At 72.6% G+C, this 24,387-nt stretch carries 26 protein-coding genes; 13 read left to right on the forward strand and 13 right to left on the reverse strand.

Annotated features, from left to right (window positions below):
• Positions 1 to 209 precede the first annotated feature (209 nt).
• The 3 genes from ACGF4C_RS10950 (at position 210) to ACGF4C_RS10960 (ending at position 3,630) form a co-directional block, all read left to right on the forward strand.
• On the forward strand, positions 210 to 2,429 hold the full coding sequence (locus ACGF4C_RS10950; protein WP_393565181.1) for an NADP-dependent isocitrate dehydrogenase: 2,220 nt from the start codon (positions 210 to 212) through the stop codon (positions 2,427 to 2,429).
• Between the two features lie 114 nt (positions 2,430 to 2,543).
• Positions 2,544 to 3,116 carry a hypothetical protein gene (locus ACGF4C_RS10955; RefSeq protein ID WP_393565183.1) on the forward strand — a complete coding sequence of 191 codons (573 nt, stop codon included), beginning with the start codon at positions 2,544 to 2,546 and terminating at the stop codon, positions 3,114 to 3,116.
• 115 nt (positions 3,117 to 3,231) lie between these two features.
• Complete coding sequence (locus tag ACGF4C_RS10960; RefSeq protein ID WP_393565184.1) at positions 3,232 to 3,630, forward strand: VOC family protein; 399 nt, start codon at positions 3,232 to 3,234, stop codon at positions 3,628 to 3,630.
• Positions 3,631 to 3,652: 22 nt separating this feature from the next.
• Here the strand turns inward: ACGF4C_RS10960 and ACGF4C_RS10965 are convergent, their stop codons facing one another.
• From ACGF4C_RS10965 to ACGF4C_RS10980, 4 genes are all read right to left on the reverse strand, one after another.
• Complete coding sequence (locus ACGF4C_RS10965; RefSeq protein WP_393565185.1) at positions 3,653 to 4,351, reverse strand: HAD family hydrolase; 699 nt, start codon at positions 4,349 to 4,351, stop codon at positions 3,653 to 3,655.
• Between the two features lie 98 nt (positions 4,352 to 4,449).
• Positions 4,450 to 5,385, reverse strand: coding sequence for a M56 family metallopeptidase (locus ACGF4C_RS10970; RefSeq protein ID WP_393565186.1), 936 nt, complete (start codon positions 5,383 to 5,385; stop codon positions 4,450 to 4,452).
• Positions 5,386 to 5,509: 124 nt separating this feature from the next.
• Positions 5,510 to 6,118 carry a DUF5134 domain-containing protein gene (locus ACGF4C_RS10975; protein WP_393565188.1) on the reverse strand — a complete coding sequence of 203 codons (609 nt, stop codon included), beginning with the start codon at positions 6,116 to 6,118 and terminating at the stop codon, positions 5,510 to 5,512.
• Positions 6,119 to 6,239: 121 nt separating this feature from the next.
• Positions 6,240 to 6,626 (reverse strand): VOC family protein, encoded by a 387-nt coding sequence (locus ACGF4C_RS10980; RefSeq protein WP_393565190.1) that lies wholly within the window; start codon positions 6,624 to 6,626, stop codon positions 6,240 to 6,242.
• A gap of 119 nt (positions 6,627 to 6,745) precedes the next feature.
• Between ACGF4C_RS10980 and ACGF4C_RS10985 the strand changes: the two genes are divergently transcribed.
• Positions 6,746 to 7,279, forward strand: a complete 534-nt coding sequence (locus ACGF4C_RS10985; protein ID WP_393565192.1) for a GNAT family N-acetyltransferase — start codon at positions 6,746 to 6,748, stop codon at positions 7,277 to 7,279.
• A gap of 18 nt (positions 7,280 to 7,297) precedes the next feature.
• Here the strand turns inward: ACGF4C_RS10985 and ACGF4C_RS10990 are convergent, their stop codons facing one another.
• From ACGF4C_RS10990 to ACGF4C_RS11005, 4 genes are all read right to left on the reverse strand, one after another.
• Complete coding sequence (locus ACGF4C_RS10990) at positions 7,298 to 8,107, reverse strand: amino acid ABC transporter ATP-binding protein (RefSeq protein ID WP_393565193.1); 810 nt, start codon at positions 8,105 to 8,107, stop codon at positions 7,298 to 7,300.
• The gene (locus tag ACGF4C_RS10995) at positions 8,104 to 9,009 is read right to left on the reverse strand and encodes an amino acid ABC transporter permease (RefSeq protein WP_393565195.1); all 906 of its coding nucleotides are present in this window, start codon (positions 9,007 to 9,009) and stop codon (positions 8,104 to 8,106) included. The genes ACGF4C_RS10990 and ACGF4C_RS10995 overlap by 4 nt, the downstream gene beginning before the upstream one ends.
• Positions 9,006 to 9,887, reverse strand: coding sequence for an ABC transporter substrate-binding protein (locus ACGF4C_RS11000; RefSeq protein WP_393565464.1), 882 nt, complete (start codon positions 9,885 to 9,887; stop codon positions 9,006 to 9,008). The genes ACGF4C_RS10995 and ACGF4C_RS11000 overlap by 4 nt, the downstream gene beginning before the upstream one ends.
• A gap of 114 nt (positions 9,888 to 10,001) precedes the next feature.
• The gene (locus ACGF4C_RS11005; RefSeq protein WP_030413225.1) at positions 10,002 to 10,685 is read right to left on the reverse strand and encodes a glycerophosphodiester phosphodiesterase family protein; all 684 of its coding nucleotides are present in this window, start codon (positions 10,683 to 10,685) and stop codon (positions 10,002 to 10,004) included.
• 488 nt (positions 10,686 to 11,173) lie between these two features.
• On the opposite strand from ACGF4C_RS11005, the gene ACGF4C_RS11010 reads away from it, so the two are divergent.
• The 4 genes from ACGF4C_RS11010 to ACGF4C_RS11025 all read left to right on the forward strand — a co-directional run bounded on the left by ACGF4C_RS11010 (position 11,174) and on the right by ACGF4C_RS11025 (position 15,383).
• Positions 11,174 to 12,571, forward strand: a complete 1,398-nt coding sequence (locus ACGF4C_RS11010; protein WP_393565197.1) for a DUF6421 family protein — start codon at positions 11,174 to 11,176, stop codon at positions 12,569 to 12,571.
• Positions 12,568 to 13,392, forward strand: coding sequence for an SDR family NAD(P)-dependent oxidoreductase (locus ACGF4C_RS11015; RefSeq protein WP_393565198.1), 825 nt, complete (start codon positions 12,568 to 12,570; stop codon positions 13,390 to 13,392). The genes ACGF4C_RS11010 and ACGF4C_RS11015 overlap by 4 nt, the downstream gene beginning before the upstream one ends.
• Positions 13,389 to 14,459 carry a threonine aldolase family protein gene (locus ACGF4C_RS11020; protein WP_393565466.1) on the forward strand — a complete coding sequence of 357 codons (1,071 nt, stop codon included), beginning with the start codon at positions 13,389 to 13,391 and terminating at the stop codon, positions 14,457 to 14,459. The genes ACGF4C_RS11015 and ACGF4C_RS11020 overlap by 4 nt, the downstream gene beginning before the upstream one ends.
• 225 nt (positions 14,460 to 14,684) lie before the next feature.
• Entirely contained in the window at positions 14,685 to 15,383 is a 699-nt protein-coding gene (locus tag ACGF4C_RS11025; RefSeq protein WP_393565200.1) for a B3/4 domain-containing protein, read from the forward strand.
• Between the two features lie 39 nt (positions 15,384 to 15,422).
• Here the strand turns inward: ACGF4C_RS11025 and ACGF4C_RS11030 are convergent, their stop codons facing one another.
• Positions 15,423 to 16,133, reverse strand: a complete 711-nt coding sequence (locus ACGF4C_RS11030) for a lysophospholipid acyltransferase family protein (RefSeq protein ID WP_362138088.1) — start codon at positions 16,131 to 16,133, stop codon at positions 15,423 to 15,425.
• 160 nt (positions 16,134 to 16,293) lie between these two features.
• Positions 16,294 to 16,722 carry a DUF4395 domain-containing protein gene (locus tag ACGF4C_RS11035; RefSeq protein WP_393565202.1) on the reverse strand — a complete coding sequence of 143 codons (429 nt, stop codon included), beginning with the start codon at positions 16,720 to 16,722 and terminating at the stop codon, positions 16,294 to 16,296.
• Between the two features lie 75 nt (positions 16,723 to 16,797).
• On the opposite strand from ACGF4C_RS11035, the gene ACGF4C_RS11040 reads away from it, so the two are divergent.
• The 4 genes from ACGF4C_RS11040 to ACGF4C_RS11055 all read left to right on the forward strand — a co-directional run bounded on the left by ACGF4C_RS11040 (position 16,798) and on the right by ACGF4C_RS11055 (position 19,971).
• The gene (locus tag ACGF4C_RS11040) at positions 16,798 to 17,217 is read left to right on the forward strand and encodes a thioredoxin family protein (protein ID WP_362138082.1); all 420 of its coding nucleotides are present in this window, start codon (positions 16,798 to 16,800) and stop codon (positions 17,215 to 17,217) included.
• A gap of 225 nt (positions 17,218 to 17,442) precedes the next feature.
• The gene (locus tag ACGF4C_RS11045; RefSeq protein WP_030413217.1) at positions 17,443 to 17,949 is read left to right on the forward strand and encodes a flavin reductase family protein; all 507 of its coding nucleotides are present in this window, start codon (positions 17,443 to 17,445) and stop codon (positions 17,947 to 17,949) included.
• 224 nt (positions 17,950 to 18,173) lie between these two features.
• Positions 18,174 to 18,959, forward strand: a complete 786-nt coding sequence (locus ACGF4C_RS11050; RefSeq protein ID WP_393565205.1) for an electron transfer flavoprotein subunit beta/FixA family protein — start codon at positions 18,174 to 18,176, stop codon at positions 18,957 to 18,959.
• Between the two features lie 49 nt (positions 18,960 to 19,008).
• The gene (locus tag ACGF4C_RS11055) at positions 19,009 to 19,971 is read left to right on the forward strand and encodes an electron transfer flavoprotein subunit alpha/FixB family protein (RefSeq protein WP_030413215.1); all 963 of its coding nucleotides are present in this window, start codon (positions 19,009 to 19,011) and stop codon (positions 19,969 to 19,971) included.
• 111 nt (positions 19,972 to 20,082) lie between these two features.
• On the opposite strand, the gene ACGF4C_RS11060 is transcribed toward ACGF4C_RS11055, so the two are convergent.
• Both ACGF4C_RS11060 and ACGF4C_RS11065 read right to left on the reverse strand, forming a co-directional pair.
• Positions 20,083 to 20,397 (reverse strand): putative quinol monooxygenase, encoded by a 315-nt coding sequence (locus ACGF4C_RS11060; RefSeq protein WP_030413214.1) that lies wholly within the window; start codon positions 20,395 to 20,397, stop codon positions 20,083 to 20,085.
• A 76-nt stretch (positions 20,398 to 20,473) separates the two neighbouring features.
• Positions 20,474 to 20,992 carry a DinB family protein gene (locus ACGF4C_RS11065; RefSeq protein WP_393565207.1) on the reverse strand — a complete coding sequence of 173 codons (519 nt, stop codon included), beginning with the start codon at positions 20,990 to 20,992 and terminating at the stop codon, positions 20,474 to 20,476.
• A 201-nt stretch (positions 20,993 to 21,193) separates the two neighbouring features.
• Between ACGF4C_RS11065 and ACGF4C_RS11070 the strand changes: the two genes are divergently transcribed.
• Positions 21,194 to 22,477, forward strand: a complete 1,284-nt coding sequence (locus ACGF4C_RS11070; protein ID WP_393565208.1) for a DUF6986 family protein — start codon at positions 21,194 to 21,196, stop codon at positions 22,475 to 22,477.
• Between the two features lie 853 nt (positions 22,478 to 23,330).
• Here the strand turns inward: ACGF4C_RS11070 and ACGF4C_RS11075 are convergent.
• Positions 23,331 to 24,371 (reverse strand): LacI family DNA-binding transcriptional regulator, encoded by a 1,041-nt coding sequence (locus ACGF4C_RS11075; RefSeq protein ID WP_393565210.1) that lies wholly within the window; start codon positions 24,369 to 24,371, stop codon positions 23,331 to 23,333.
• Between the last annotated feature and the right edge of the window lie 16 nt (positions 24,372 to 24,387).

Raw genomic sequence — 24,387 nt, forward strand, 5'->3', positions numbered from 1 at the left:
GCAAAGCGCGCAACGGCGACCAAGCCCCGCGGCGGGACAGCCAGCTACGTACGCGGCGCCGCAAAGCGCCACGGCGAGCAACCCCGACGGCGGGACAGCCAGCTACGTGGGAGGAAAGCCAAACGCAGTGGAAGGGTCCTGTCGAGGGGAAGGCCGTCACGAGATATCTTGATGTCGAGCAATGTTGCAGACGTGGAGCGGAGCACCCGGTGACTGACTCGACCATCATTTACACCCACACTGACGAGGCCCCCGCCCTCGCGACGTATTCCTTCCTGCCTGTGATCCAGGCCTACGCGTCGCAGGCCGGCGTCAACGTGGAGACCCGTGACATCTCCCTGGCCGGTCGCATCATCGCGAGCTTCCCCGAGCGTCTCCAGGAGGGCCAGCGCATCGAGGACGCCCTCGCCGAGCTCGGCCGGCTGGCCAAGACGCCCGAGGCCAACATCATCAAGCTGCCCAACATCTCGGCCTCGATCCCGCAGCTGAAGGCCGCGATCGCCGAGCTGCAGGACCAGGGCTACGCGCTCCCGGACTACCCGGACGACCCGAAGACCGACGAGGAGCGCGACATCCGCGCCCGCTACGACAAGGTCAAGGGCAGCGCCGTCAACCCGGTCCTGCGCGAGGGCAACTCCGACCGCCGCGCCCCCGCCTCGGTGAAGAACTACGCCAAGGCCAACCCGCACCGCATGGGTGAGTGGACGGCGGGCTCGAAGACCAATGTCGCCCACATGACCAACGACGACTTCCGTTCCACCGAGAAGTCCGCGGTGGTCGGCGAGGCCGGTTCGCTGCGGATCGAGCTCTCCGGCGACGACGGCTCCACCACCGTCCTGCGCGAGTCGGTACCGGTCCTCGCCGGCGAGGTCGTCGACGCCTCCGTCATGCGGGTCGCCGCGCTGCGCGAGTTCCTCACCGCCCAGGTCGCCCGTGCCAAGGCCGACGGCGTGCTGTTCTCCGTGCACCTCAAGGCCACGATGATGAAGGTCTCCGACCCGATCGTCTTCGGCCACGTGGTCCGCGCCTTCTTCCCGAAGACCTTCGCCAAGTACGGTGAGGTCCTCGCCACCGCCGGCCTCACCCCGAACGACGGCCTCGGCGGCATCTACAAGGGCCTGGAGTCGCTGCCCGAGGGCCCCGAGATCAAGGCGTCCTTCGACGCGGAGCTCGCCGAGGGCCCGGAGCTCGCCATGGTCGACTCCGACCGCGGCATCACCAACCTGCACGTCCCCAGCGACGTCATCGTCGACGCCTCCATGCCGGCCATGATCCGCACCTCCGGCCACATGTGGGGCCCGGACGGCCAGGAGCACGACACCCTCGCGGTCCTCCCGGACAGCAGCTACGCCGGCATCTACCAGGTCGTCATCGACGACTGCCGCGCGCACGGCGCCTTCGACCCGTCGACCATGGGCTCGGTGCCCAACGTCGGCCTGATGGCGCAGAAGGCCGAGGAGTACGGCAGCCACGACAAGACCTTCGAGATCCCCACCACGGGCACCGTGCGGGTCCTCGACGCGGCCGGCAACGCCGTCCTGGAGCAGGTCGTCAGCGCCGGCGACATCTTCCGGATGTGCCAGACCAAGGACGACCCGATCCGCGACTGGGTCAAGCTCGCCGTCAGCCGCGCCCGCGCGACCGGCGACCCGGCCGTCTTCTGGCTCGACGCCGAGCGCGCCCACGACGCCCAGCTGATCCAGAAGGTCAAGCAGTACCTCACCGAGCACGACACCGAGGGCCTGCAGATCGAGATCATGGCGCCGGTCCACGCGATCAAGTTCTCGCTCGACCGCATCCGCCGCGGTGAGAACACCATCTCGGTCACCGGCAACGTCCTGCGTGACTACCTGACCGACCTGTTCCCGATCCTGGAGCTGGGCACCAGCGCCAAGATGCTCTCGGTCGTCCCGCTGATGAACGGCGGCGGCCTGTTCGAGACCGGCGCCGGCGGCTCCGCGCCCAAGCACGTCCAGCAGCTGGTCAAGGAGAACTACCTGCGCTGGGACAGCCTGGGCGAGTTCCTCGCGCTCGCGGTCAGCTTCGAGCACCTCGCCCAGAAGACGGGCAACGCGCGCGCCCAGGTGCTCGCCGACACCCTCGACCGGGCGACCGGCTCCTTCCTCGCCGAGAACAAGTCGCCCAGCCGCCGCCTCGGCGGTATCGACAACCGCGGCAGCCACTTCTACCTGGCGCTCTACTGGGCCCAGGAGCTGGCCAAGCAGACCGAGGACGCCCAGCTCGCCGAGGCGTTCAAGGGCCTGGCGGCGACCCTCGCCGAGCAGGAGAAGACCATCGTCGACGAGCTGATCGCGGTGCAGGGCTCGCCGGCCGACATCGGCGGCTACTACCAGCCCGACCCGGCGAAGGCCGCGGCGGTCATGCGCCCGTCGCAGACCTTCAACCAGGCCATCGCCTCGCTCGGCTGACCCGGCCGCTGCGGGCCCCACGGCCCCGTACCGCCCCGGCCGGCATCCTGCCCGGCCGGGGCGGCGCCGTACCGGAACGGATTGGTCCGGCGCCGTCCGCGGCATCATCACCCCGTGGACGCCACCCTGCCCCTCCTCTTCCTCGATGTCGACGGCCCGCTCAACCCCTGGCTGGCCCCACCGCACCGGCGGCCCCGGGGCTACACCACCCTGCGGATGCGGCCCACCGGCTGGGAGCCGCCGCGCCCCGCCCTGCGGGTGTGGCTCAATCCCGACCACGGCCCGCTGCTGATGGGGCTGGGCTTCCGGCTCGTCCGGGCGACGACGTGGCGGACCGAGGCCAGCACCTGGATCGCGCCCGTCCTGGGCCTGCCCGAACTCCCCGCGCTGGACTGGCCGGAGATGCACCGGCGCGACCCGGACGGCGTCCACTGGAACCCTCCCCCAAGCTCTCAAGGAGCAGGGGGGACCCCCACCCTCGTCGAGGCCGCCGCCGGCCGCCCGTTCGCCTGGGTGGACGACGAGATCGGCCCGCCCGACCTCACCTGGATCGCCCGCCACCACCCGGGCCCCGCCCTCCCGCACCGCGTCGATCCGGCCGACGGGCTCCTCCCCGACGACTTCGCCACGCTCCGGAAATGGGCCGCCGACCACGCCCCGGGAACCAGCCGTGGCCAGGGGCCGTGACCCGGCGGCACGGCGGCCCCCGGCGAGGTAGCGTCACCCCGTCGCCCTCGCCCTGCCTGACCGCGCACACCGGTCAGGGCGACCCGGTCATCACTTCTCACGGGGGAACGCACGGATGGAACTCGCCCAGATCCGCCTGCTCGTCACGGACTTCCGCGGCTGCTACCGCTTCTACCGGGACGTGCTGGGCCTCACCCCGCAGTTCGAGGCGGAGGACGGCCCGTACGCCAAGTTCACGTGCGACCAGGGCTCCGCGGGCATCGCCCTCCAGGACCGCGCCCAGCTCGCCCGGGTCCTCGCCGACCTCGCGGTACCCCCGGCCGGGCACCGCTCCGTCATCGCCCTGTGCGTCGACGACCTCGACGGGTACTGCGCGCAGCTCACCGGGCGCGGCGCGGTCCTGGACCACGGACCGGCCCCGATGACCGACCGGATGCGGGTGGCCCACCTCAGGGACCCCGAGGGCAACCTCCTCGAACTCCAGCAGTGGCTGGCCCCGCGCACCGCCGGCTGACCCGGCCCGGGCCGGGCGCCGCTCACCCCACCAGGTCCAGCACCGGCCGCAGGCCCTCCGGGCGGCGCTCCACCGGCAGATGGTCCACCGGCAGGTAGGCGCAGCCCAGCGCGGCCGCCCCGCCGTCCGCCGTACGGTCGTCGCCCACCATCAGCACGGTCGACGGGTCCAGCCCCAGCTCCCCGCAGGCGACCGCGAACAGCCGCGGATCCGGCTTCTGCAGACCGTGCTCGAACGACAGCACACAGCTGTCCAGATAACGGGCCAGGCCGTGCGCGCGCAACACCGGCCGCAGGTCCCAGCCGATGTTGCTCAGCACGCCGGTTGGGACACCGCGCCGGCGCAGCTCCGCCAGCACCTCGGCGGCGTCGGGGTAGGGCTGCCAGGCCGCCGCCGTCATGTGCCGTTCGTAGAGCGCGTCGTACAACTCCTCGGCCGGGAGCGGGACTTGGCGGGCCAGTCCGGTGTACAGCGCGCGGTGACGGGCGGCGTCCCGGTCCCGGATCTCCCACAGCCTGGCCAGCCCGTCGGGCAGCGCGACGGGGGAGGAGCCGCCGGGCAGCGCCCCCGCCCGCTCCAGCTCGGCCGCCCGGCGGGCCAGCTCCGCCTCGTCCATGGCGACCCCGGTGGCCCGCAGCGCGGCACGCAGCCAGGCATCGGCGGGCTCGATCCGCAGCAGCGTCCCGGAGAAGTCGAAGAGCACACCCTTGATCGTGGTCATGGCCCCATCCTGGCCCGGAACGCCGCGCGGGGCCACGGGCGGGCGCGAAGGTGAGACGCGCGCCCGCAGGACCGGCCCTCCGCCCGGGCTCCCGCCCCTCAGGTCAGCGCGCTCAGCCCCGGGATGAACGTGACCAGCAGCGGTACCGCCGGGACCAGGACGGCGCAGGCCGTCATCCGCAGCCGGCGGCCCGGGGTGAAGCGCGGGGCGGGCGCGAGCAGCCGGTCCACCCGCTGCGGGACCTGGGCGAGCTGGGTCGGGCAGGGCCCGAACACCCCGCGGTCCTCGTTGAGTTCGACCAGGGCCAGGGCGATCGTCAGCCGGCCGAAGCGGCGCGAGGCCACGTCGTCGGCGGCCAGTTCGACCAGCCGGTGCACCTGGTCGCGGAACGCCGCGAACACCGGGATCTGCGGGAAGCCGGCCGCCAGCGCCGAGGCGCAGTGCAGCAGCAGATCGTGCCGGGCCCGCACATGGCCCTGCTCATGGGCGATCAGCGCATCGAGCTGACGGCCCTTCAGGCGCCGCAACGCCGAGGTGGTGAGGACCAGTTGGGGTGAGGAGTGATGCAGCCACCACGCCTCCGGACGGTCGCCCTCCAGGACGACCAGCCGCTCCCCGGCCGGCTCCTCACCGGGCAGCAGCGGGGCGCGCAGCCGCAGCTCGTCCCGGCTCCGGCGCCGGCGGGCCCGTGCGTCGCGCACCTCCCGGGTCAGCGCCAGGCCCGTCCAGGCACCGCCGCCCGCGAGCAGCAGGGCCAGCACCCCGGCCCAAGGCCCGTGGGCCTGCAGGGCGTAGGCCTCGACGACCACCCGGGGCGCCGGGCCGAACACCGGGCTGCGGACGGACTCCCAGGCGGCGGCCGCGCTCAGCGACATCGCGAGGACGCAGCACAGCAGGACACCGGCCACCACGCACTGCCACACCCACAGGGCGAGCACCGGTTCGCGGTCGGGCCAGTCCGAACGGGCCATCAGCCGCGGCGCCGTCGCCGCGGCCAGCGCGCCGAGAATCATCAGCGCGAGAGGGACCATCATGGCGTCAGCCTATGAGCGCACGACTACTCGTTGGTACAGGCACGCATCGGAAGTGACGTACGCCACCCCGGCGCGAGGTGTGACACGGGAGGCGGCCGTACCGGCCGGGGGCGCGCCGCCCGGCTCACATCATGAGCAGCATCGCCAGCATGCCGATCCCCATCGCCACCCGGCAGGCACGCAGCACGTCCGCCGTCCCGGCCCCGCCCGCCACCACGGGCGCCCCGGCCACCGCCGGCCCGTCCGCCGCCGCACCCGCCGCGGGCACCAGCCGGACCCCCGCGCCGATCACATAGACCGTGTAGTAGGCGAGCAGCAGCGCCGTGACCAAGGGGACCCCGCCCGGCGCGGAGTGCGTCATCGTGCCCAGGTGGTCCGTCCCGGCCGTGCCGTGCCCCGCCCCCGGCCGGCCGGCGGGACCGCCCGGCCACACCATGGCCAGCGCCATGTACACCATCGCCAGCGCGCCCACCGCGTGGTGCAGATGCCGGCGCACCAGCGCCACCCCGGCCGCCGCCCCGAAGACCGCGGTGAACAGCCACGGCGACCACGGCGGCGGCGCCACCACGGACGCCGGCACGGCCATCCCCGCCATCCCCAGCGCCATCACCCCTTCCCCGCGGGCCGCCGCCCGCTGCGCCGGCGGTACGCCACCGGCCCGGGCCAGGCAGTAGGCCCCGGCGCCCGCGCACAGCAGGACCAGCAGCCAGCCGACCAACGGTGGTGCGTGCACGAAGCGCCTCCCTGCGGCCGTCGCCACCCGTACGCGTCGGCTGCAGGATGCCCGCGGGGGAGGCCGCACACGGGAGCGCACGGGCGCAGACGGGGAGCGCGGAGGCGAGCGGGAGAGGCCTTCAGGGCCGGTAGCGCAGCGGATGGTCCGCCGGGACCTCGGTGAGCACGATGCGGTGCCCGTCCGGGTCGGTGATCCACATCTCGATCAGTCCCCAGGGCTCCTGCACCGGCGGCCGCAGCACCTCCACCCCGCGCGCCACCAGCTTCCGGTGCGCGGCCTCGGCGTCCGCCACCTGCAGCCACAGCCGGAGGGTGTCCGTGGCCGGCTCCGTGGCGCGGCCGGAGACCTCCAGGAAGCCGCCGCCGAGGAAGTAGACCGTGCCGCGCTCGGGGCCGGTGCCGAACTCCCGGTAGATCTCCAGCCCCAGCGCCTCGCCGTAGAACGCCCGCGACCGTTCCGGATCGGACGGCCGCAACAGCACCCTGCTGCTCAGTACATGCACCATGCCGGCGACCCTACGCCGCCCGGCCGGTGGCCCTGACGCGGCACGCGCACCTCTTGTTAGCCTCGGACCCGCCAGCCGCCCGGCTCCGCCCCGCCCGGCCCGAGAGGACCCCGCCCGCCATGCCCACCACCGAGCTGATCTTCCGTACCGCCGTCGACGCCGATGTCCCCGGCCTCGTCGACCTCATCGAGTCGGCCTACCGGGGCGACGCGAGCCGGGCCGGCTGGACCACGGAGGCCGATCTGCTGGAGGGTCAGCGCACCGACCCGGAGGGCGTCGCCGCCGTGGTGCGGCACGAGACCGGGCTGCTGCTGGTCGCCGAGCGGGAGGGTGCGCTGACCGCCTGCTGCCAGCTCGAACACCGCGGTGACCACGCGTACTTCGGGATGTTCGCGGTGCGCCCCGCGCTCCAGGGCGGTGGCCTGGGCCGGACCATGCTCGCCGAGGCCGAGCGGACCGCCCGGGAGAACTGGGAGGCCCGCGAGATGCGGATGACCGTCATCCGGCAGCGCACGGAACTGATCGCCTGGTACGAGCGCCGCGGCTACCGCCGCACCGGCGAGTTCAGCCCGTTCCCGTACGGCGACGAGCGGTTCGGCATCCCGCAGCGCGCCGACCTGGAGTTCGAGGTGCTGGTCAAGCCGCTGGGCTGACCGTCCCCACCGGGCGCGCTACAGCCGCCCGGCCCGGATGATCCGCTGCAGGAACTGCCGGGTGCGCTCGTGTCGCGGCTCCCCGAAGACCTGCCCGGGCGCGCCGCGCTCCAGCACCACCCCGCCGTCCAGGAAGCACACCTGGTCGGCGACGTCCCGCGCGAAGCCCATCTCATGGGTGGCGATGACCATGGTCATGCCCTCCTCCTTGAGGTCGCGGACCACGCCGAGGACCTCGCCGACCAGCTCCGGGTCGAGCGCCGCGGTGATCTCGTCGAGCAGCAGCAGCCGGGGCCGGCCGGCCAGCGCCCGGACGATCGCGACCCGCTGCTGCTGGCCGCCGCTGAGCCGGTCGGGATACTCACCGGCCCGCCCGCCGAGCCCCAGCCGGTCCAGCAGCTCCCGGGCCCGCTCCTCCGCCTCGGCCCGCGGCACCCCGTGCACCCGCCGCGGCGCCAGCGTGATGTTGTCCAGCACGGTCATGTGCGGGAAGAGGTTGTACGCCTGGAAGACCACCCCGATCCGGCGCCGCACCGCGTCCGCGTCGGTCCGCGGATCGGTGATCTCCGTGCCGTCCAGGAAGATCGCCCCGTCGTCGATCTCCTCCAGCAGGTTCGCGCAGCGCAGCAGTGTCGACTTGCCCGACCCGGAGGCGCCGATCAGCGCGGTCACGGTGTGCGGGGGCACCTCCAGGTCCACGTCCCGCAGCACGACCGTGTCCCGCCCGTAGGTCTTGCGCACCGATTCCAGCCGCAGTACGGGGCCGTCCCCCGAGGTCGCCGCGGTCTCCTTCGCGGCGGGCTGCGGTGTGCGGTCCGTCGTGCTCATACCAGCCCTCCCTGGGCGCGCCGGCGGTCCGTCCGGGCCGTGATCCAGTCCGTGAAGCGGGTCATCGGGATCGTCAGCGCGACGAAGACCAGCCCGGCCACGACGTACGGCGTGAAGTTGAAGTCCTTGCCGGCGATGATCTGCGCGGCGTACACCGCGTCCACCGCGCCGGCGATGGACACCAGACCGGTGTCCTTCTGCAGCGAGACCAGGTCGTTCAGCAGCGGCGGCACCACCCGCCGCACGGCCTGCGGCAGCACCACGAAGCGCAGCGCCTGCCCGCTGGAGAGCCCCAGCGACCGGGCCGCGGCCCGCTGCGAGGGGTGCACCGATTCGATCCCGGCCCGGAAGACCTCGGCCACGTACGCCGAGTACGTCAGCACCAGCGCGGTCCCGCCGAGCACCACCGGATCGGTGGTGACGCCCTGCAGCCGCAGCGCCGGCACCCCGAACACCACCATCAGCAGACAGATGATCAGCGGCAGCCCGCGGAAGAAGTCGGTGTACGCGGTGGCCAGCGCGCGCAGCGGGAAGAACACCGGGCCGCGCAGCGTACGGGCCACCGCCAGCAGCAGCCCGAGCACCAGCACGGCGGCCCCGCACACCACCAGCAGACGCAGGTTCAGCAGCAGTCCGTCCAGCACCTGGGGCAGCGCCTTGCGGGCGTAGGCGGCGCTGAAGAAGGTGTCCCGGGTGCGCGGCCAGCCCGGGGAGCCGGTGATCACGACGAACAGCACGGCGGCGGTGACCAGGGTGCTCAGCGCGGCGACCGCCGTCGCACGACGGGCCCTGGCCCGCTTGAACCGCTCCCGCTCGATCCGCCGCGCGGACGGCACATAGCCGTCCACGGCCGTCTCCCCGCTGCCCGCCGGTACCTTCAACGACCTCTTGTCGTACGTCACTTGAGCACCGGAACGGCAACGGCGTCGGTCAGCCACTTCTTCTCCAGCGCGGCCAGCGTGCCGTTCTTCCTCAGCGCGTCGACCGCGGCCGACACACACGCGGTGATCCGGCTCTCCTTGTCCAGCACCAGCCCGAACTGCTCCTTCGTGCTGCCGGTGCCCGCGAACTGGCCGACCACCTTTGCGTCTGGGACCTCGGCCGAGGTGATGTAGAACGCCGTCGGAAGGTCGGTGACGATCGCGTCGACCTGGCCGTTCTTCAGGGCCGTCTTCGCGTAGTCGTTCTTCTGGAAGACCGCGGGGGTCCCGTCCGGGTGGATGGTGTCGTTGACGACGTCCAGGCTGGTGCTGCCGACCTGGGCGCCGAGCTTGACGTGCCGGAGGTCGGCGATGCTCCTGGCGTGCGCGGCCCGGGAGCCCTTGAGCGCGATGACCGCCTGGCGCACGTCGTAGTAGCCGGAGGAGAACGCCACCGCGTGCTTGCGCTGTGCGCTGATGGAGATCTGGTTGATGTCGAAGTCGAACTTCTTCTCACCGGGCGCGAAGGCGTTGGTGAACGGCACGGTCTGCCAGTCCACCGCGCCCTTGCCGTAGCCCAGCTGCCGGGCGACGGCGTAGGCGACGGCCGATTCGAAGCCCTTGCCGCTGGCCGGGTCGTCGTCCCGGAACCACGGTGCGTAGGCCGGCTTGTCGGTGCCGACGGTGAGCTTCCCGGCCCGCACCGTGGCGAGTTTGCCGCGGTCGCAGGCCTGCTTGCCCTGCCCGGTGGCCCGCGGGCCACCGGCGGACTCGTCCTGCGGGGCGCAGCCGACGGCCGCGGTGAGCAGCACGACGGCGGCGCAAGTGGCCAGGCGAAGAGGGCGGTTGACGAGGCGCATGGCGGGAGAGTGGCAGTGCGCACCGCCGTCTGTCGAGATCATCGGGGAAAACGTCCGCATGCTGGAAGCCTGTTGCGCCGCTGTGAACTGCGGATTTCCCCGTTCGGCGGACCGTCAGGCGGTGAAGCGCACCGCCCGCCGGATCTCCGGGAGGTCGGTCACCACCCCGTCCAGGCCGAGGCCGCGGGCCAGCCGGAGCTGGTCGTGGGTGTTGACCGTCCAGGCGACGACCTTCAGCTGCGCGGCGTGCGCCCGCTCGACCAGCTCCAGGGTGAGCCGGCGGATGTTCAGCGACAGCATGTACGCGCCGACGGCCTGGGCGCGGTCGACGACGTCGGCGCCGTACCGGCTGCCGACCAGCGCGGTGCGCACCCCGGGCAGCAGCGTGCGGATCGCGGCCAGCGCCTCGTCGTGGAACGAGATCACCTCGACCCGGCCGGTCAGATCGCGTGCCCGCATCACCTCGGCCAGCGCCTGCGCGGCCGCCACGTCCTTGATCTCGGCCTGCAGCGGCGCCTTGACCGCGTCCACGACCTCCTCGAACACCGGGATCCGCTCACCCTGGCCGGCGTCCAGCTCCCGCAGCTCGGCGAGGGTGCGCTCGGCGATCGGCCCGGCCCCGTCGGTGGTCCGGTCCACGTCCGCGTCGTGCATGACGACCAGCGCGCCGTCCTTGCTCAGATGCAGGTCCAGCTCGATGACGTCGACGCCCTCGTGCTCGGCACGTACGAAGGAGCGCAGGGTGTTCTCCGGCTCGACGCCCATGATCCCGCGGTGCCCGATGGTGAGAAAGGACAAGGCTGCCTCGCTTCTGTCGGCTCGGTAGTGCTGTCGGCTCACTGCCGGTGTCGACCGTCGACCGTCGGCAACGGCGTGCGAAACGGCGCTCAGCCTAACGGCCCGCATGCCCCGAAACCGGTTGCCGAACGACCCCGCGGTGTGTCCAGTACCCGTACCCGCCATATCCGCCCCCGGCACCCCTCACCCACACGTGGGCGCGCCTTTGTCCCGCTGACGCGGCCCCCACCGCGCCGGCCTCGGAACCCCTCACTCCGTTCACCGGCGGGGGTGGGGGAGTGTGGCATATGCCACAGTGGCCGCAACCGGAGAAAGTGCCAAATCCCTTGCTGCCACGGGCAGTAAGTGTCGCGAGAGCGGTATCCGACAGGAAAAATGAGGGTGAGGACGGGGTGTCCGCCGGATAATTTTCGGATCCCCCACTTGAGCGGACGATCCTTGGCTGGTTACCGTGTGCTGACAACACGATCTACCGCCGGAGGGCAGTCATGACGGAAATTCTTTCGCCTGTGGGTGTCCCGGGAGACACTCGGACCGCAGAGCGTGTGGTGGATCACCCGGCCTGGCCCGTGCTCAAGGACGCCGTCGAGACCATCCGGCCCTGGCAGGCCAAGGACGGCTCGATCGACCTCGCGGCCGAGGGCGCGCCGACCGCGGACGCCGTGCGCGCCGAGGTCGAGCGGGCGATAGCGGCCGTCCGCGAGCTCGCCCCGCTGCTCCCGCACGACGCCGCCTACCACGAGGCGCTCGTCGCCGACCTGCGCCGCTGGGCCGACGACGGCTACGGCGTGCCGGACTTCCTGGACTCGCTGCTCGCCTTCCAGCCCGCGCAGGCGCGCGCCCACGGCCTCCAGCACCTGGTGCTGTTCCCCATGTACACCCAGAACGGCAACCCGGACCGCAACTTCGAGGCCGTCGTGCTGCGCATGGTCTGGCCGGACTGGCTCGCCGAGCTGGAGCGCACCCGCTACGACAACCCCCTCTTCTGCGGCATCACCTTCGAGGACTTCACCGCCGGCTACGACACCAACTCCGCGGTCCTCTTCCCGGAGACCATCGCGGTGCGCGAGGCCCCCGCGCGGTTCACCTGGGGCGGCATCTTCTGCGACCGCGAGGCCGCCCGCTTCCGCCGGGTCACCGAGGCCGCCGTCGAGACGCTCGGCCTCGAAGTGCCCGAGGACATCCGCGAGATGCTCACCGACCAGGAGCGCTGCCAGGAGGCGTTCGTCCTGTGGGACATGGTCCACGACCGCACCCACAGCCACGGCGACCTGCCGTTCGACCCCTTCATGATCAAGCAGCGCCAGCCGTTCTGGATGTACGGCCTGGAGGAGCTGCGCTGTGACCTCACCGCCTTCAAGGAGGCCGTGAAGCTGGAGGCCGAGGGCTACTCCCAGGCCCGCGACGTGCAGTTCGCGGTGATCTTCGACCGGATGTTCCGCTTCCCGGTCACCGGCGACCGGGTCCGCAACTACGACGGCCTGGGCGGCCAGCTGCTCTTCGCCTACCTGCACAAGCACGACGTCGTACGCTGGACGGACAACACACTGCACATCGACTGGGAGCGGGCACCCAAGGTCACCAACGAGCTGTGCGGCGAGATCGAAAAGCTCTACCGCGACGGCATCGACCGGCCCAAGCTGGTCCACTGGTTCGCCGCGTACGACCTCGTCTCGACCTACCTCGCCCCGCACCCGGGCTCGGTCTGGGCCAAGGGACCGGACGCCCTCGACCTGGACCAGCCGCCGCGCAAGCTCGTGGACGACGTGCTCCCCGACGAATTCCCGCTGAGCATGTTCTACGAGGCGCTCGCCAAGAAGCTGCGTTCCGTGATCGCCTCGACCAAGGGCATCACCGCCCACAGCGACACGCTGGCGGCGGCATGAGCACCGACCGAGACAACCGGCCCACGGCCGTCCAGGAGCAGGACGAGGAGGCGACGGAGATGGTGACTTCGACGGGCGGTCACGGGCCGCTGGAGGGTGCGGTCATCGCGGTGGCGGGAGCGGCCGGTCCGGCCGGCCGGGCCACGCTGCTGCGGCTGGCCGAGGCGGGCGCCGTGGTGGTCGGCTCGGACGCCAACCCCGAACGGCTCGCCGAGGCCGTGGACGCGGCCCGCTACGCCCACGGCGGCGCCACCGTGATCGGGGACACCGTCGACCTCCTGGACCTCGACCAGACCCGCGAATGGGCGGACCGCACGGAGAAGGAATTCGGCCGCATCGACGGTCTGGTGCACCTCGTCGGCGGCTGGCGCGGCTCGTCCACGTTCGCCGAGACCGACCTGCGGGACTGGGACGCCCTGCACCGGCTCCTGATCCGCACCGTCCAGCACACCTCGCTCGCCTTCCACGACGCCCTGGAGCGCAGCGGGAACGGCCGCTTCCTCCTGATCAGCGCGGCCGGCGCCAGCAAGCCCACCGCGGGCAACGCCGCCTACGCCGCCTCCAAGGCCGCCGCCGAGGCATGGACGCTCGCCATGGCGGACGGCTTCCGCAAGGCGGGGGGCGAGCAGGGACCGCGCGCCGCGGCTGCCATCCTGGTCGTCAAGGCGCTCGTCAACGACCAGATGCGCGCCGAGCGACCGAACGCCAAGTTCGCGGGCTTCACGGACGTCTCGGAGCTGGCCGAGGCCATCGCCGGGGTCTGGGACCGGCCCGCCCAGGAAGTGAATGGAAAGCGTCTGTGGCTGACCCCCGAGCCGTGACCGGAGCGAAGACCGACGCCCGGCAGCACCACGATCCGCAGATCCGCGGCTTCGCCAGCGACAACTACGCCGGTGCCCACCCCGAGGTGCTGGCCGCGCTCGCCCTCGCCAACGGCGGCCACCAGATCGCCTACGGCGAGGACGACTACACCGAGCACCTCCAGCGGGTGTTCCGCAGCCACTTCGGCCAGCGGGCGCAGGCGTTCCCGGTGTTCAACGGCACCGGCGCCAACGTCGTCGCCCTCCAGGCCGTGACCGACCGCTGGGGCGCGGTGATCGCCGCCGAGTCGGCGCACATCAACGTCGACGAGTGCGGGGCGCCCGAGCGGGTCGGCGGGCTGAAGCTGCTCACCGTGCCCACCGAGGACGGCAAGCTCACCCCCGAGCTGATCGACCGCCAGGCCTGGGGCTGGGACGACGAGCACCGCGCGATGCCGCAGGTCGTCTCGATCACCCAGAGCACGGAGCTCGGCACGGTCTACACCCCCGACGAGATCCGGGCGATCTGCGAACACGCGCATGAGCGCGGCATGGTGGTCCACCTGGACGGTTCACGGATAGCCAATGCCGCGGCGACGCTGGACGTGCCCATGCGGGCCTTCACCAACGCCGTGGGCGTCGACATCCTCTCGTACGGCGGCACGAAGAACGGCGCGGTCTTCGGTGAGGCCGTGGTCGTGCTCAATCCCGACCGGGTGCGGGCGATGAAGCATCTGCGGAAGCTGTCCATGCAGCTGGCCTCCAAGATGCGCTTCGTCTCCGTCCAGTTGGAGGCGCTGCTCGCCAAGGACCTGTGGCTGCGCAACGCCCGGCACGCCAACACCATGGCGCAGCGGCTGGCGGCCGGCGTCCGGCAGATCGACGGGGTGGAGATCCTCTACCCGGTGCAGTCCAACGCGGTCTTCGCCCGGCTGCCGCACGACGTGAGCGAACGCCTCCAGAAGCGCTACCGCTTCTACTTCTGGGACGAGCAGGCCGGCGATGTGCGCTGGATGTGCGCGTTCGACACCACCGAGGAGGACGTCGACGGCTTCCTCGCCGCGCTCCGGGAGGAAATCGCCCGCTGACGCCGGACCCGACGGGCCCGCGCCCGGCCGGAGGTCATGACGTGACCCCCGGCCGGGCGCGGCCCTTTTTCCGGCACCCTCGCGGCGGCACCGGCCGGTACATCACAATGAACTCGACAGTACGGTTTGATTTACTGTGCCGCCTCGTGCTGCAATGCCGCCGGACGGCCGCCGACGCGGCCGCGCGACCGGCAGCCACCGCCACGACCTGCGAGGAACGGCCCGATGCCCACACCCCTGTACGTCTCCGACGAGGTACGCGCCCTGGCGCCGGGCTTCGCCCACCTCGCCGTCGAAGCCCACGGCCTGACGAACGGGCCCAGCGACGGGGCGAGCGCCGCACTGCTGGACGAGGCCGCCCGCCGGCTGGTGCGGCGCCTCGACGGGCGCGCCCCGCAGGACGACCCGCACCTCGCCGCCTGGCGCGCCGCGTACACCGCCTTCGGCGCCAAGCCCTCGCGCACCCGCAACTCCGCCGAGGCGCTGGCCCGGCGCGCCCTCGCGGACGGCGGGCTGCCCCGGATCAACCGCCTCGTCGACCTCTACAACGCCATCAGCGTCGCCCACCTGATACCCGTGGGTGGTGAGGACCTGGACCGCATCCAGGGCGGTATGCGGCTGGTCCGGGCGGCCGGCGACGAGCCGTTCGCGACCGCGGCCGGCGGCGCCGAGGTGATCGAGCACCCCGACGCCGGCGAGGTCGTCTGGTGCGACGACGAGGGCGTCACCTGCCGCCGCTGGAACTGGCGCCAGGGCGTCCGCACCCGGCTGACCGAGGACTCCGTCAGCGCACTGTTCCTGCTGGAACGGATGGCCCCGATGTCCCTCGACGACCTCGCGGCCGCGGGCGAGCAACTGGCCGAGGCGCTCCGGAAGACGTGCCCGGGCGCCCGGGTCGAGATCGGCGGGATCCGCACCGCATAGCGGCGGACCGGCACCGGCCGGCCCGCCCCGTGCGCTGCGTTACGCGCCGGGCGCCGCCGGTGCCGTACCGCCGAGGTGGGCCGGGATCCACCAGGTGTCGTCCGGGCCCTTGGGCCGTACGGGGTAGGCGCGCTGGGCGGCCTCCAGCAGGTCCTGGACGCGGGCCCGCAGCCGGTCGGTGATCTTCTCCGCCTGCTCGGCCGGGTCGGCCGCCACCGGCTCGCCGACCCGGATCGTGATCGGAATGTGGTTCCGCCCCAGGTCCCGCTTGTGGCCCTTGGTCCACAGCCGCTGGGTGCCCCACAGCGCCACCGGCAGCAGCGGCACCCCGGCCTCCTGCGCCAGCCGCGCCGCGCCCGACTTGAAGGACTTCAGGGTGAACGACTCGGAGATGGTCGCCTCCGGGAAGACCCCGATGATCTCGCCCGAACGCAGCGCCGTCAGCGCGTGCTTGTAGGCGTGCATGCCCTGCGCGCGGTCCACCGGGATGTGCTTCATCGCCCGCATCAGCGGCCCGGACACCTTGTGCCGGAACACCGACTCCTTCGCCATGAACCGCACCAGCCGCTTGGCCGGGCGGGCGGCGAGCCCCGCGAAGACGAAGTCCAGGTACCCGATGTGATTGCTCACCAGCACCGCCCCGCCGCGGCGCGGAACGTTCTCCGTCCCGGCGATGTCGAATTTCAGGTCGAGCGCCTTGAACAGCGTGCGCGCGGCACCGATCACGGGCGGGTAGACGAGCTCTGCCATTGTCCGGAGGACCCCTTTTTCCATGCCTGGGGAGGGTTCTCCCGGCGGAAACCTACGCCGTCGTCACTGCGGCTTTCGGGAGATCGTGCCCGATTGCGGCCGCCGCGGCCAGCGCGCCGGCCACCCCGGCCGGGAGATCCTCGTCACGTACCCCGCCGGCTCAGCCGGTCGCCCGCCGCAGCAGAAGGTACATTTCGCACCCCAGGCAGTACCCGAAAGCGGCATTGAGGAAGGCCGCCGCGAGGGCCGCCGCGGTGGCCGCGAGCCCCAGCCACTGCGCCCCCGCGGCGAAGCCGGCCAGACCCACCAGCGCGAAGAACAGCCCGACGCTCTGGGCGAAGCGCGGCGGGGCCGGGTCCTCGAACGCCGTCGGCGCGGGCAGCCGCGGCCGCACCGCCACTTTGAACAGCCAGGCGTAGGGCGACCGCCGGACCCCGGCCACCGCCCCCACGGCGAAGACCAGCGCCTGGCAGGCCAGCAGCCATCCACTCCCGCTGATCAGCACCGCCGCCAGCACCACGGCCGTCAGCGCCGCCCCGAACCGGGGGCCGCGTACGTCGATCCGGTCGTCGATCCCGTTGCTCGTCATGCCCCTACCTTCCCCCGGAACGGCCCGCGCGGAGCACCGGGAATCTTTGCGGTCCGGTGAACGCTGCACTCCTCGATGACCGGACTCATGGTGTGCCTCGCGGTGCTCGCGGCAGCGAGCCTCTTCGGCGTATGGCACCAACGCCGCAACGGGAGACTGTCGGTGCGCAAGCGGGACGAAACGGCGCGGCTCGGTGCCGCGGAGATCGGCGCGGCGCTGGGGGAGCGAGCCACCCTGCTGCAGTTCTCCAGCGCCTTCTGCCAGCCCTGCCGCGCCACCCGGCGCACCCTCGCCGAGGTCGCCGGCATGGTCGAGGGGGTGGCCCATGTGGAGATCGACGCCGAGGCCCACCTCGACCTCGTACGGGAGCTGAAGGTGCTGCGCACCCCGACGGTGCTGGTGCTCGACGCCGACGGCACGGTCGTCCGCCGTGCCTCCGGCCAGCCCCGCAAGGCCGACGTCATCGCGGCGCTCGGGGCGGCGGTCCGTGATTGATCTCCCAGATACCGGGCCGCCCTTGACGCTGTGGGTCACACATCGTCACTCTGACGTGATGCGGCCAGGAACCCTTCTCTACGGACGCGCCCACGTCGACCTTCTGCGGACCGCCAGCGCCCGCTGTCCGGGCGTGTGAGCAACGACGACGTAACCGCCGCAGGGCGCCGTACGGGCGCCGGCGGCCCCGCCCCGGCTCGTCCGCCCCAGCAGAAGGACAACTCCATGACGGTCTCGTCCGACCTCGGCACGCCCCGCACCGCCTCGCCCGACCTCCTGCGCTCCGTCTTCCGCCGGCACGCCGCCGGCGTCGCGGTGATCACCGCCCAGGGCTCCGGCCCGGTGGGCTTCACCGCCACCTCCCTCACCTCCGTCGCCGCCGAGCCGCCGCTGCTCTCGTTCGGCATCGGCACCGGCGCCTCCAGCTGGCCGGCCGTCTCGGTGGCCGACCACATAGGCGTCCACATCCTCGGTGAGCACCAGGCGGACCTGGCCGCCACCTTCGCGCGCAGCGGCGCGGACCGCTTCGGGCCCGGCACCTCCTGGCGCACCGGCCCCGAGGGCGTGCCCCTCCTGGACGGCGTACTGGCCTGGACGGTCTGCAAGGTCGTCGCCCGGGTGCCGGCCGGCGACCACCGCATCGTGCTCGCCGAGCCCGTCGTCGGCGACCCCGCGGGGCCCGGCCGCCCCCTCCTCTACCACCAGGGCCGCTTCAACGCGCTGCGCGACTGACGGGCCCGCCGCGGCGCGCTCCGCACCCGCGCTCCTCACCCGATCAGGGCCGTTGGGAAGGTCACATTTCGGCGGCCTTGATTCGGGGCACGAGACTGGATGTACTGGCGAGTAATATGGCGGTCGGCGTGGGGAACCGCATCCGACCGGGAGCCGCCCCGACAGGCGCCTATGCTGCCAGCACGAGGCAGTTCTGAAGAGACCAAGCAGGTAGGAGAGCCGGCGTGAGCTTGAGGATCGTTGTCTGTGTGAAGTACGTGCCCGACGCCACCGGCGACCGGCACTTCGCCGAGGACCTGACCGTCGACCGTGACGACGTGGACGGTCTGCTCTCGGAGCTCGACGAGTACGCCGTCGAGCAGGCCCTGCAGATCAAGGAAGCCGCCGACGACGCGGAGATCACGGTCCTGACCGTCGGCCCCGAGGACGCCAACGACGCGCTGCGCAAGGCCCTGTCCATGGGTGCCGACAAGGCCGTCCACGTCGAGGACGACGACCTGCACGGCACCGACGCGCTCGGCACCTCGCTCGTGCTGGCCAAGGCCATCGAGAAGACCGGCTACGACCTGGTCGTCTGCGGTATGGCCTCCACCGACGGCACGATGGGCGTGCTGCCCGCCCTGCTCGCCGAGCGGCTGAACGTCCCTCAGGTCACCCTGCTCTCCGAGGTTTCCGTCGCCGACGGCAAGGTCACCGGCCGCCGTGACGGCGACACCGCCAGCGAGCAGCTGGAGGCCGCGCTGCCGGCCGTCGTGTCCGTCACCGACCAGTCCGGTGAGGCGCGTTACCCCTCCTTCAAGGGCATCATGGCCGCCAAGAAGAAGCCGGTGGAGTCCCTGGACCTGGAGGACCTGGACATCGACGCGGACGAGGTCGGCCTCGAAGGCGCCTGGACCAAGGTCGAGGACGCGACCGAGCGCCCGGCCCGTACGGCGGGCACGATCGTCAAGGACGAGGGCGAGGGCGGCAAGCAGCTCGCCGAGTTCCTCGCGGGCCAGAAGTTCATCTGAGCCGCAGTCCTTCCCACCGCCCTCATTCTTCCCGCAGGAGAGCAATCCCATGGCTGAAGTCCTTGTCTACGTCGACCACGTGGACGGCGCCGTCCGCAAGCCCACCCTCGAACTGCTCACCCTGGCCCGCCGCATCGGCGAGCCGGTGGCCGTCCACCTCGGCCCGAACGCCGAGGAGGCCGCGAAGGTCCTCGCCGAGCACGGCGCCGTGAAGGTGCTGGCCGCCGACGTACCCGAGTTCGCCGAGTACCTCGTCGCCCCCAAGGTCGACGCGCTGCAGGCCGCCTACGACGCGGTCTCCCCGGCCGCCGTGCTGCTGCCGTCCTCCGCGGAGGGCAAGGAGATCGGCGCCCGCCTCGCGGTGCGCATCGGCTCCGGCATCATCACCGACGCCGTCGACCTGGAGGCCGGCGACGAGGGCCCGGTGGCCACGCAGTCCGTCTTCGCGGCCTCGTACACCACCAAGTCCCGTGTTTCCAAGGGCACCCCGGTCATCACCGTCAAGCCCAACTCCGCCGCCCCGGAGGCCGCGCCGGCCGCCGGTACGGTCGAGCCGCTCGCGGTGACCGTCGCCGACTCCTCCAAGGGCACCAAGATCGTCTCGCGCACGCCGCGCGAGTCGACCGGCCGCCCGGAGCTGACCGAGGCCGCGATCGTGGTCTCCGGCGGCCGCGGCGTCAACGGCGCCGAGAACTTCCCGGTCATCGAGGCGCTCGCCGACTCGCTCGGTGCGGCCGTCGGTGCCTCGCGCGCCGCGGTGGACGCCGGCTGGTACCCGCACACCAACCAGGTCGGCCAGACCGGTAAGTCCGTCTCGCCGCAGCTGTACATCGCGGCGGGCATCTCCGGCGCGATCCAGCACCGCGCCGGTATGCAGACCTCGAAGACCATCGTCGCCATCAACAAGGACGCCGAGGCGCCGATCTTCGACCTGGTCGACTACGGCGTGGTCGGCGACCTCTTCGACGTCGTCCCGGCCCTCACCGAAGAGGTCAAGACCCGCAAGGGCTGAGCCTCTCGGGCGCCTTCCGGGCGCCGCCGCCTCCGGCAGAACTGCACGAGGCCCCGTACGCGCGGTGCGTACGGGGCCTCGTGCTGCCCGGCCCCGACGGGGGCCCGGGCCTCAGGTGTTCGGCAGCCGGTCCTTGCCGAGCTCCCCGGACGGCACCGGCTCGACGACGGCGACGTCCAGCGGTGCGGCCAGCGCCTCGGCGATCTCCGCGCCCAGGGCCGCCAGGGCCGGGCCGGCCGAGTGGGCGTCGAGGGACGCCTGGTCGGCCCAGTTCTCGATGACCGTGACCCGGTCCTCACCGGCGTGCACCGCGTACAGCAGACAGCCCGGCTCGGCGTGCACGGCCGGGGTGTGCCGCCGGAACGCGGCGAGCACGTCCTCGCGGCGGCCGGGCTTGGTCCGGATGGTGGCGACAACGACGGGCACGGGGCCTCCTGGGGCACTACGGACGGATGTGATCACCGGTGAGCGATCGTAAGTGATCTTGGAGAGTGGGATCCGCTCAGTCGCCCGTCACCCCGTCGATCCGTTCGCGCAGCAGATCCGCGTGGCCGTTGTGGCGCGCGTACTCCTCGATCAGGTGGACGTAGACCCAGCGCAGGTTGAGCCGGGCGCCGCGCGGGGACGTGAAGGTCTCGTCCAGGCCGCGGTCCGCCACCGCCTTGTCGCAGGCCTCGATCTCGGCGCGGAAGGCGGCGAGGTCGGCCTGGGCGGCGGCCGGGTCGGCGTCGTCGAAATCGGCGTCCGGATTCTTCTCGGTGAGGTGCACGTCGGGGATCTGCTCGCCGAGGAAGCGCTGGCGGAACCAGGCGCGTTCGACCTCGGTCAGGTGGCGCACCAGGCCGAGCAGGGTGAGGGTGGACGGCGGGCTGGCCGCCTCGACGAGCTGCTCGCCGGTGAGCCCGGTGCACTTGGTGAGGAGGGTGTCGCGATGGAAATCGAGCCAGCCCTGCAGCATCTCCCGCTCGCCGGCCGCGGTCGGGAAGTCTCTGCGCTGGATGGAGGGTGCGGTCCACGTCATGCCGTGAGTCTGATGGCGGTGCGCGGCGGGCGCCACGGAGTTTTCCGGCCCGGTGCCGGCGGCCGTGACCTGCACCGCCTCCGGCGGCGGGGTGTTGACCTCGGCAATCTCCCCCGTTAACTTCGCTCTACGGATTGTTGATTCCGTTAAGCGGAAAACGCCCGGCGGCAGCATCGGGCGTAAGCGTCGGGAGGGTAACGAATGGGGCAGCAGGAGACCGTGGCGACGAGCCTCGCGGACACCGTACGCGAGGGGATCGGCGCCGCGCTCGCCCAGGTGGACGCGGATCTGGCCCGGCGCTACCCCGGTGACCCCGGCACCCGCCAGCCGGTGCACACGGTCTACGTGCCCGGCGACGTCTTCGCCGCCGACACCCTGCGCTCCTGGGGCGAGGCGGCACTCGCCGCCCTGGACGAGCACGCCCCGGACGCCGCCGCCCTGGCCGCCGTACTGGACATCCCGGACGAGCTCGCCACCGACGTCCACGACCGCGTCCGCGCCAAGCTGACCCGCGAGCCCGTCGAGGACCTGCGGATCGACTTCGAGGACGGCTACGGCCCGCGCCCGGACGCCGAGGAGGACGAGGCCGCGGCCCGCGCCGCGGCCCTGGTCGCGGCCGCCTACCAGGACGGCACCGCCGCCCCGTACATGGGCATCCGGATGAAGTGCATGGAGGCCGCCGTCCGCGACCGCGGCATCCGCACCCTCGACATCTTCCTCACCGGCCTGATGGCGGCGGGCGGACTGCCCGACGGCCTGGTGCTGACCCTCCCCAAGGTGACCTATGCCGAGCAGGTCACCGCCATGGTGCGGCTGCTGGAGGCGTTCGAGAAGGCGCACGGCCTGGAGAGCGGCCGGATCGGTTTCGAGATCCAGATCGAGACCACCCAGGCCATCCTGGACGCCGACGGCCGGGCCACCGTCTCCCGGATGATCGAGGCCGCCGAGGGCCGCGCCACCTCCCTCCACTACGGCACCTTCGACTACAGCGCCTCCTGCGGTGTCAGCGCCGCCCACCAGTCCCTCGACCACCCGGTGGCCGACCACGCCAAGGCCGTGATGCAGGTCGCCGCCGCGGGCACCGGGGTGCGGCTGTCCGACGGCTCGACGAACGTCCTGCCCGTCGGCCCGACGGCTCGGGTGCACGACGCCTGGCGGCTCCACCACGGCCTCGTACGCCGCTCGCTGGCCCGCGCGTACTACCAGGGCTGGGACATGCACCCGGCCCACCTCCCGACCCGTTACGCGGCCGTCTACGCCTTCTACCGAGAGGGCCTCGAACAGGCCGCGGCCCGGCTCGCGGCGTACGTGGCCAAGGCGGGCGGCGACGTCATGGACGAACCCGCCACCGCCAAGGCCCTCAGCGGCTACCTCCTCCGCGGCCTCGACTGCGGCGCCGTCGACACGTCCGAGGTGGCCCGCCTCACCGGCCTGACGCGCACGGACCTGGACTCGCTGGCGGGGCGGGTGGGCCGGGAGGGGTAGATGGCGGAGGCGGGGGAGACGGGAGAGACGGGGGAGGCAGGTGGGCGTCCCTTCGCCCGCGAACTCGCGCCTGGGCGTCCCTCCGCGCCGGACTTGCGCCTGGGCGTCCCTCCGCGCCGGACTTGCGCCTGGGCGTCCCTCCGCGCCGGACTTGCGTCTGGGCGTCCTTCCGCCCCGACTTGCGCCTGCGGGGCCCTTCGCCGGCGAACTCGCCCTCCGCATCCCCCCACCCCCGAACCCACCCCCCGCCCCCTCCCCCGAAGGGGGAGAGGGGGAGGGGGCGGGGGAGAGCGCGGAGCGCCGCTTGTGCGGCCTCTGCGCCGCTCCCGCGGCCCAGCGCCCCGTCGCCTCCCCTTCGGCCGCCTCGCGCTCGTTCAGCAGCCTCGTGCTCGGTCCACCCCTTCCTGCTCCTGCGTCCCCGTCGCTGCTCCTGCTCGTAGCCCAGAACCCGTCCTCCGCCCCGGCATTGTCAGTGGCTCGTGCGAGCATGACGGTGCGTTGGGAAACGACCGGGACGGCGCAGCGGTACGAGCCGCGGGCAGGGCACGAGTGCAGCGGGGGAGGGGAGTTGATGAGGCAAGGACGAGGGGTGGCCGGCCGCCGTACGGGGCGAGCCGGCGCCGAGCCCGTGGAGCGGTCAAGCGCGGACCTCGTGGAGTTCTCCAGCATCGCCCCCACGGGGCAGCCGTGCCTCGCCCCCGCCGTGCGGCCAGGTCCCGACCCCGCGAGACAGTCAGGTGCCGACCCCACCGTGCGGCCAGGCGACGACCCCGCGAGACAGTCAAGGGCCGACCCCGCGAGGCATACGGGCGTCGGCCTCAAGGAGTCGTCACGTCTCGGCCGGGGTGGGCGATCAGCCTTCCGTCGGGGGGATTTCGCCGGAGCCGCGGGGGATCAAGCGGGTGGGGATCTCCGTGCGGTGCGGGGGTTCGGTGATGCCGTCGAGGCGGCGGAAGAGCAGCCCGGCGGCCGTGCGGCCCATCAGGGCCGGGTCCTGGGCGACGACCGTGACCGCCGGCCGTACGAGATCGGCGAGTTCGAAGTCGTCGAAGCCGACGAGCGCGACCGGCCGCGGCGCGGCGCCGAGGACCCGTACGGCGGTGACGGTGACGCGGTTGTTGCCCGCGAAGAGCGCGGTGACCGGCTCCGGCGCGTCCAGCATGGCCGCGGCGGCGGAGCGTACGCGCTCGGGCGCGGTGGAGCCCAGCGACACCCAGGACTCGTCAACGGGCAGTCCCGCGGCGGCCATTGCGCTGCGATAGCCGCGCAGCCGCTCCCGCGCGGTGTGGATCCGCGGCTGGTCGCCGATGAAGCCGATCCGGCGGTGGCCGTGCGCGATCAGGTGGGCCACCGCGTCCCGCGCGCCGCCGAAGTTGTCGCAGAGCACCGCATCCGCGTCGATCCGGCCCGCCGGGCGGTCGACGAACACGGTCGCTATCCCGGCCGTGATCTCCGGCTCCAGATAGCGGTGGTCGTCACCGGCCGGGATGATGACCAGCCCGTCCACCCGCCGTGCGCACAGTGCCAGCACCAACTCCTGTTCGCGCGCCGGGTCCTCGGCGCTGGAGCCGTTGATCAGCAGCGCGCCGTGACTGCGGGCGACCTCTTCCACGGCGCGGCTGAGCGGGCCGTAGAAGGGGTCGGCGAGGTCCTCCAGGACGAGACCGATGCTGGCCGTGCGGCCCTTGCGCAGGATCCGCGCCGAGTCGTTGCGGCGGAATCCCAGGGCCGTGATGGCTTCCTGGACGCGGCGTTCGGTGTCCGGCGTGACCCCCGCCTCGCCGTTGACCACGCGGGAGACCGTCTTGAGGCCGACCCCGGCGCGCGCCGCGACATCCTTCATCGTGGGACGGGTGCCATAGCGGCGGGACGTGCCCCGCGCGGTGTCGGTCACGGTCTGCGGTCCTGTT

The sequence above is a fragment of the Streptomyces sp. NPDC048197 genome (assembly GCF_043202395.1).
Classification (GTDB): domain Bacteria; phylum Actinomycetota; class Actinomycetes; order Streptomycetales; family Streptomycetaceae; genus Streptomyces; species Streptomyces siderophoricus.

Bases quoted from the DNA above. Each gene is read 5' to 3' on its own strand.
- ACGF4C_RS10960 (WP_393565184.1), top strand. From the start codon at position 3,232: ATGGAACTCGCCCAGATCCGCCTGCTCGTCACGGACTTCCGCGGCTGC.
- ACGF4C_RS10965 (WP_393565185.1), bottom strand. From the start codon at position 4,351: ATGACCACGATCAAGGGTGTGCTCTTCGACTTCTCCGGGACGCTGCTG.
- ACGF4C_RS10970 (WP_393565186.1), bottom strand. From the start codon at position 5,385: ATGATGGTCCCTCTCGCGCTGATGATTCTCGGCGCGCTGGCCGCGGCG.
- ACGF4C_RS10980 (WP_393565190.1), bottom strand. From the start codon at position 6,626: ATGGTGCATGTACTGAGCAGCAGGGTGCTGTTGCGGCCGTCCGATCCG.
- ACGF4C_RS10985 (WP_393565192.1), top strand. From the start codon at position 6,746: ATGCCCACCACCGAGCTGATCTTCCGTACCGCCGTCGACGCCGATGTC.
- ACGF4C_RS10990 (WP_393565193.1), bottom strand. From the start codon at position 8,107: ATGAGCACGACGGACCGCACACCGCAGCCCGCCGCGAAGGAGACCGCG.
- ACGF4C_RS11000 (WP_393565464.1), bottom strand. From the start codon at position 9,887: ATGCGCCTCGTCAACCGCCCTCTTCGCCTGGCCACTTGCGCCGCCGTC.
- ACGF4C_RS11010 (WP_393565197.1), top strand. From the start codon at position 11,174: ATGACGGAAATTCTTTCGCCTGTGGGTGTCCCGGGAGACACTCGGACC.
- ACGF4C_RS11015 (WP_393565198.1), top strand. From the start codon at position 12,568: ATGAGCACCGACCGAGACAACCGGCCCACGGCCGTCCAGGAGCAGGAC.
- ACGF4C_RS11025 (WP_393565200.1), top strand. From the start codon at position 14,685: ATGCCCACACCCCTGTACGTCTCCGACGAGGTACGCGCCCTGGCGCCG.
- ACGF4C_RS11030 (WP_362138088.1), bottom strand. From the start codon at position 16,133: ATGGCAGAGCTCGTCTACCCGCCCGTGATCGGTGCCGCGCGCACGCTG.
- ACGF4C_RS11035 (WP_393565202.1), bottom strand. From the start codon at position 16,722: ATGACGAGCAACGGGATCGACGACCGGATCGACGTACGCGGCCCCCGG.
- ACGF4C_RS11040 (WP_362138082.1), top strand. From the start codon at position 16,798: ATGACCGGACTCATGGTGTGCCTCGCGGTGCTCGCGGCAGCGAGCCTC.
- ACGF4C_RS11045 (WP_030413217.1), top strand. From the start codon at position 17,443: ATGACGGTCTCGTCCGACCTCGGCACGCCCCGCACCGCCTCGCCCGAC.
- ACGF4C_RS11055 (WP_030413215.1), top strand. From the start codon at position 19,009: ATGGCTGAAGTCCTTGTCTACGTCGACCACGTGGACGGCGCCGTCCGC.
- ACGF4C_RS11065 (WP_393565207.1), bottom strand. From the start codon at position 20,992: ATGACGTGGACCGCACCCTCCATCCAGCGCAGAGACTTCCCGACCGCG.
- ACGF4C_RS11070 (WP_393565208.1), top strand. From the start codon at position 21,194: ATGGGGCAGCAGGAGACCGTGGCGACGAGCCTCGCGGACACCGTACGC.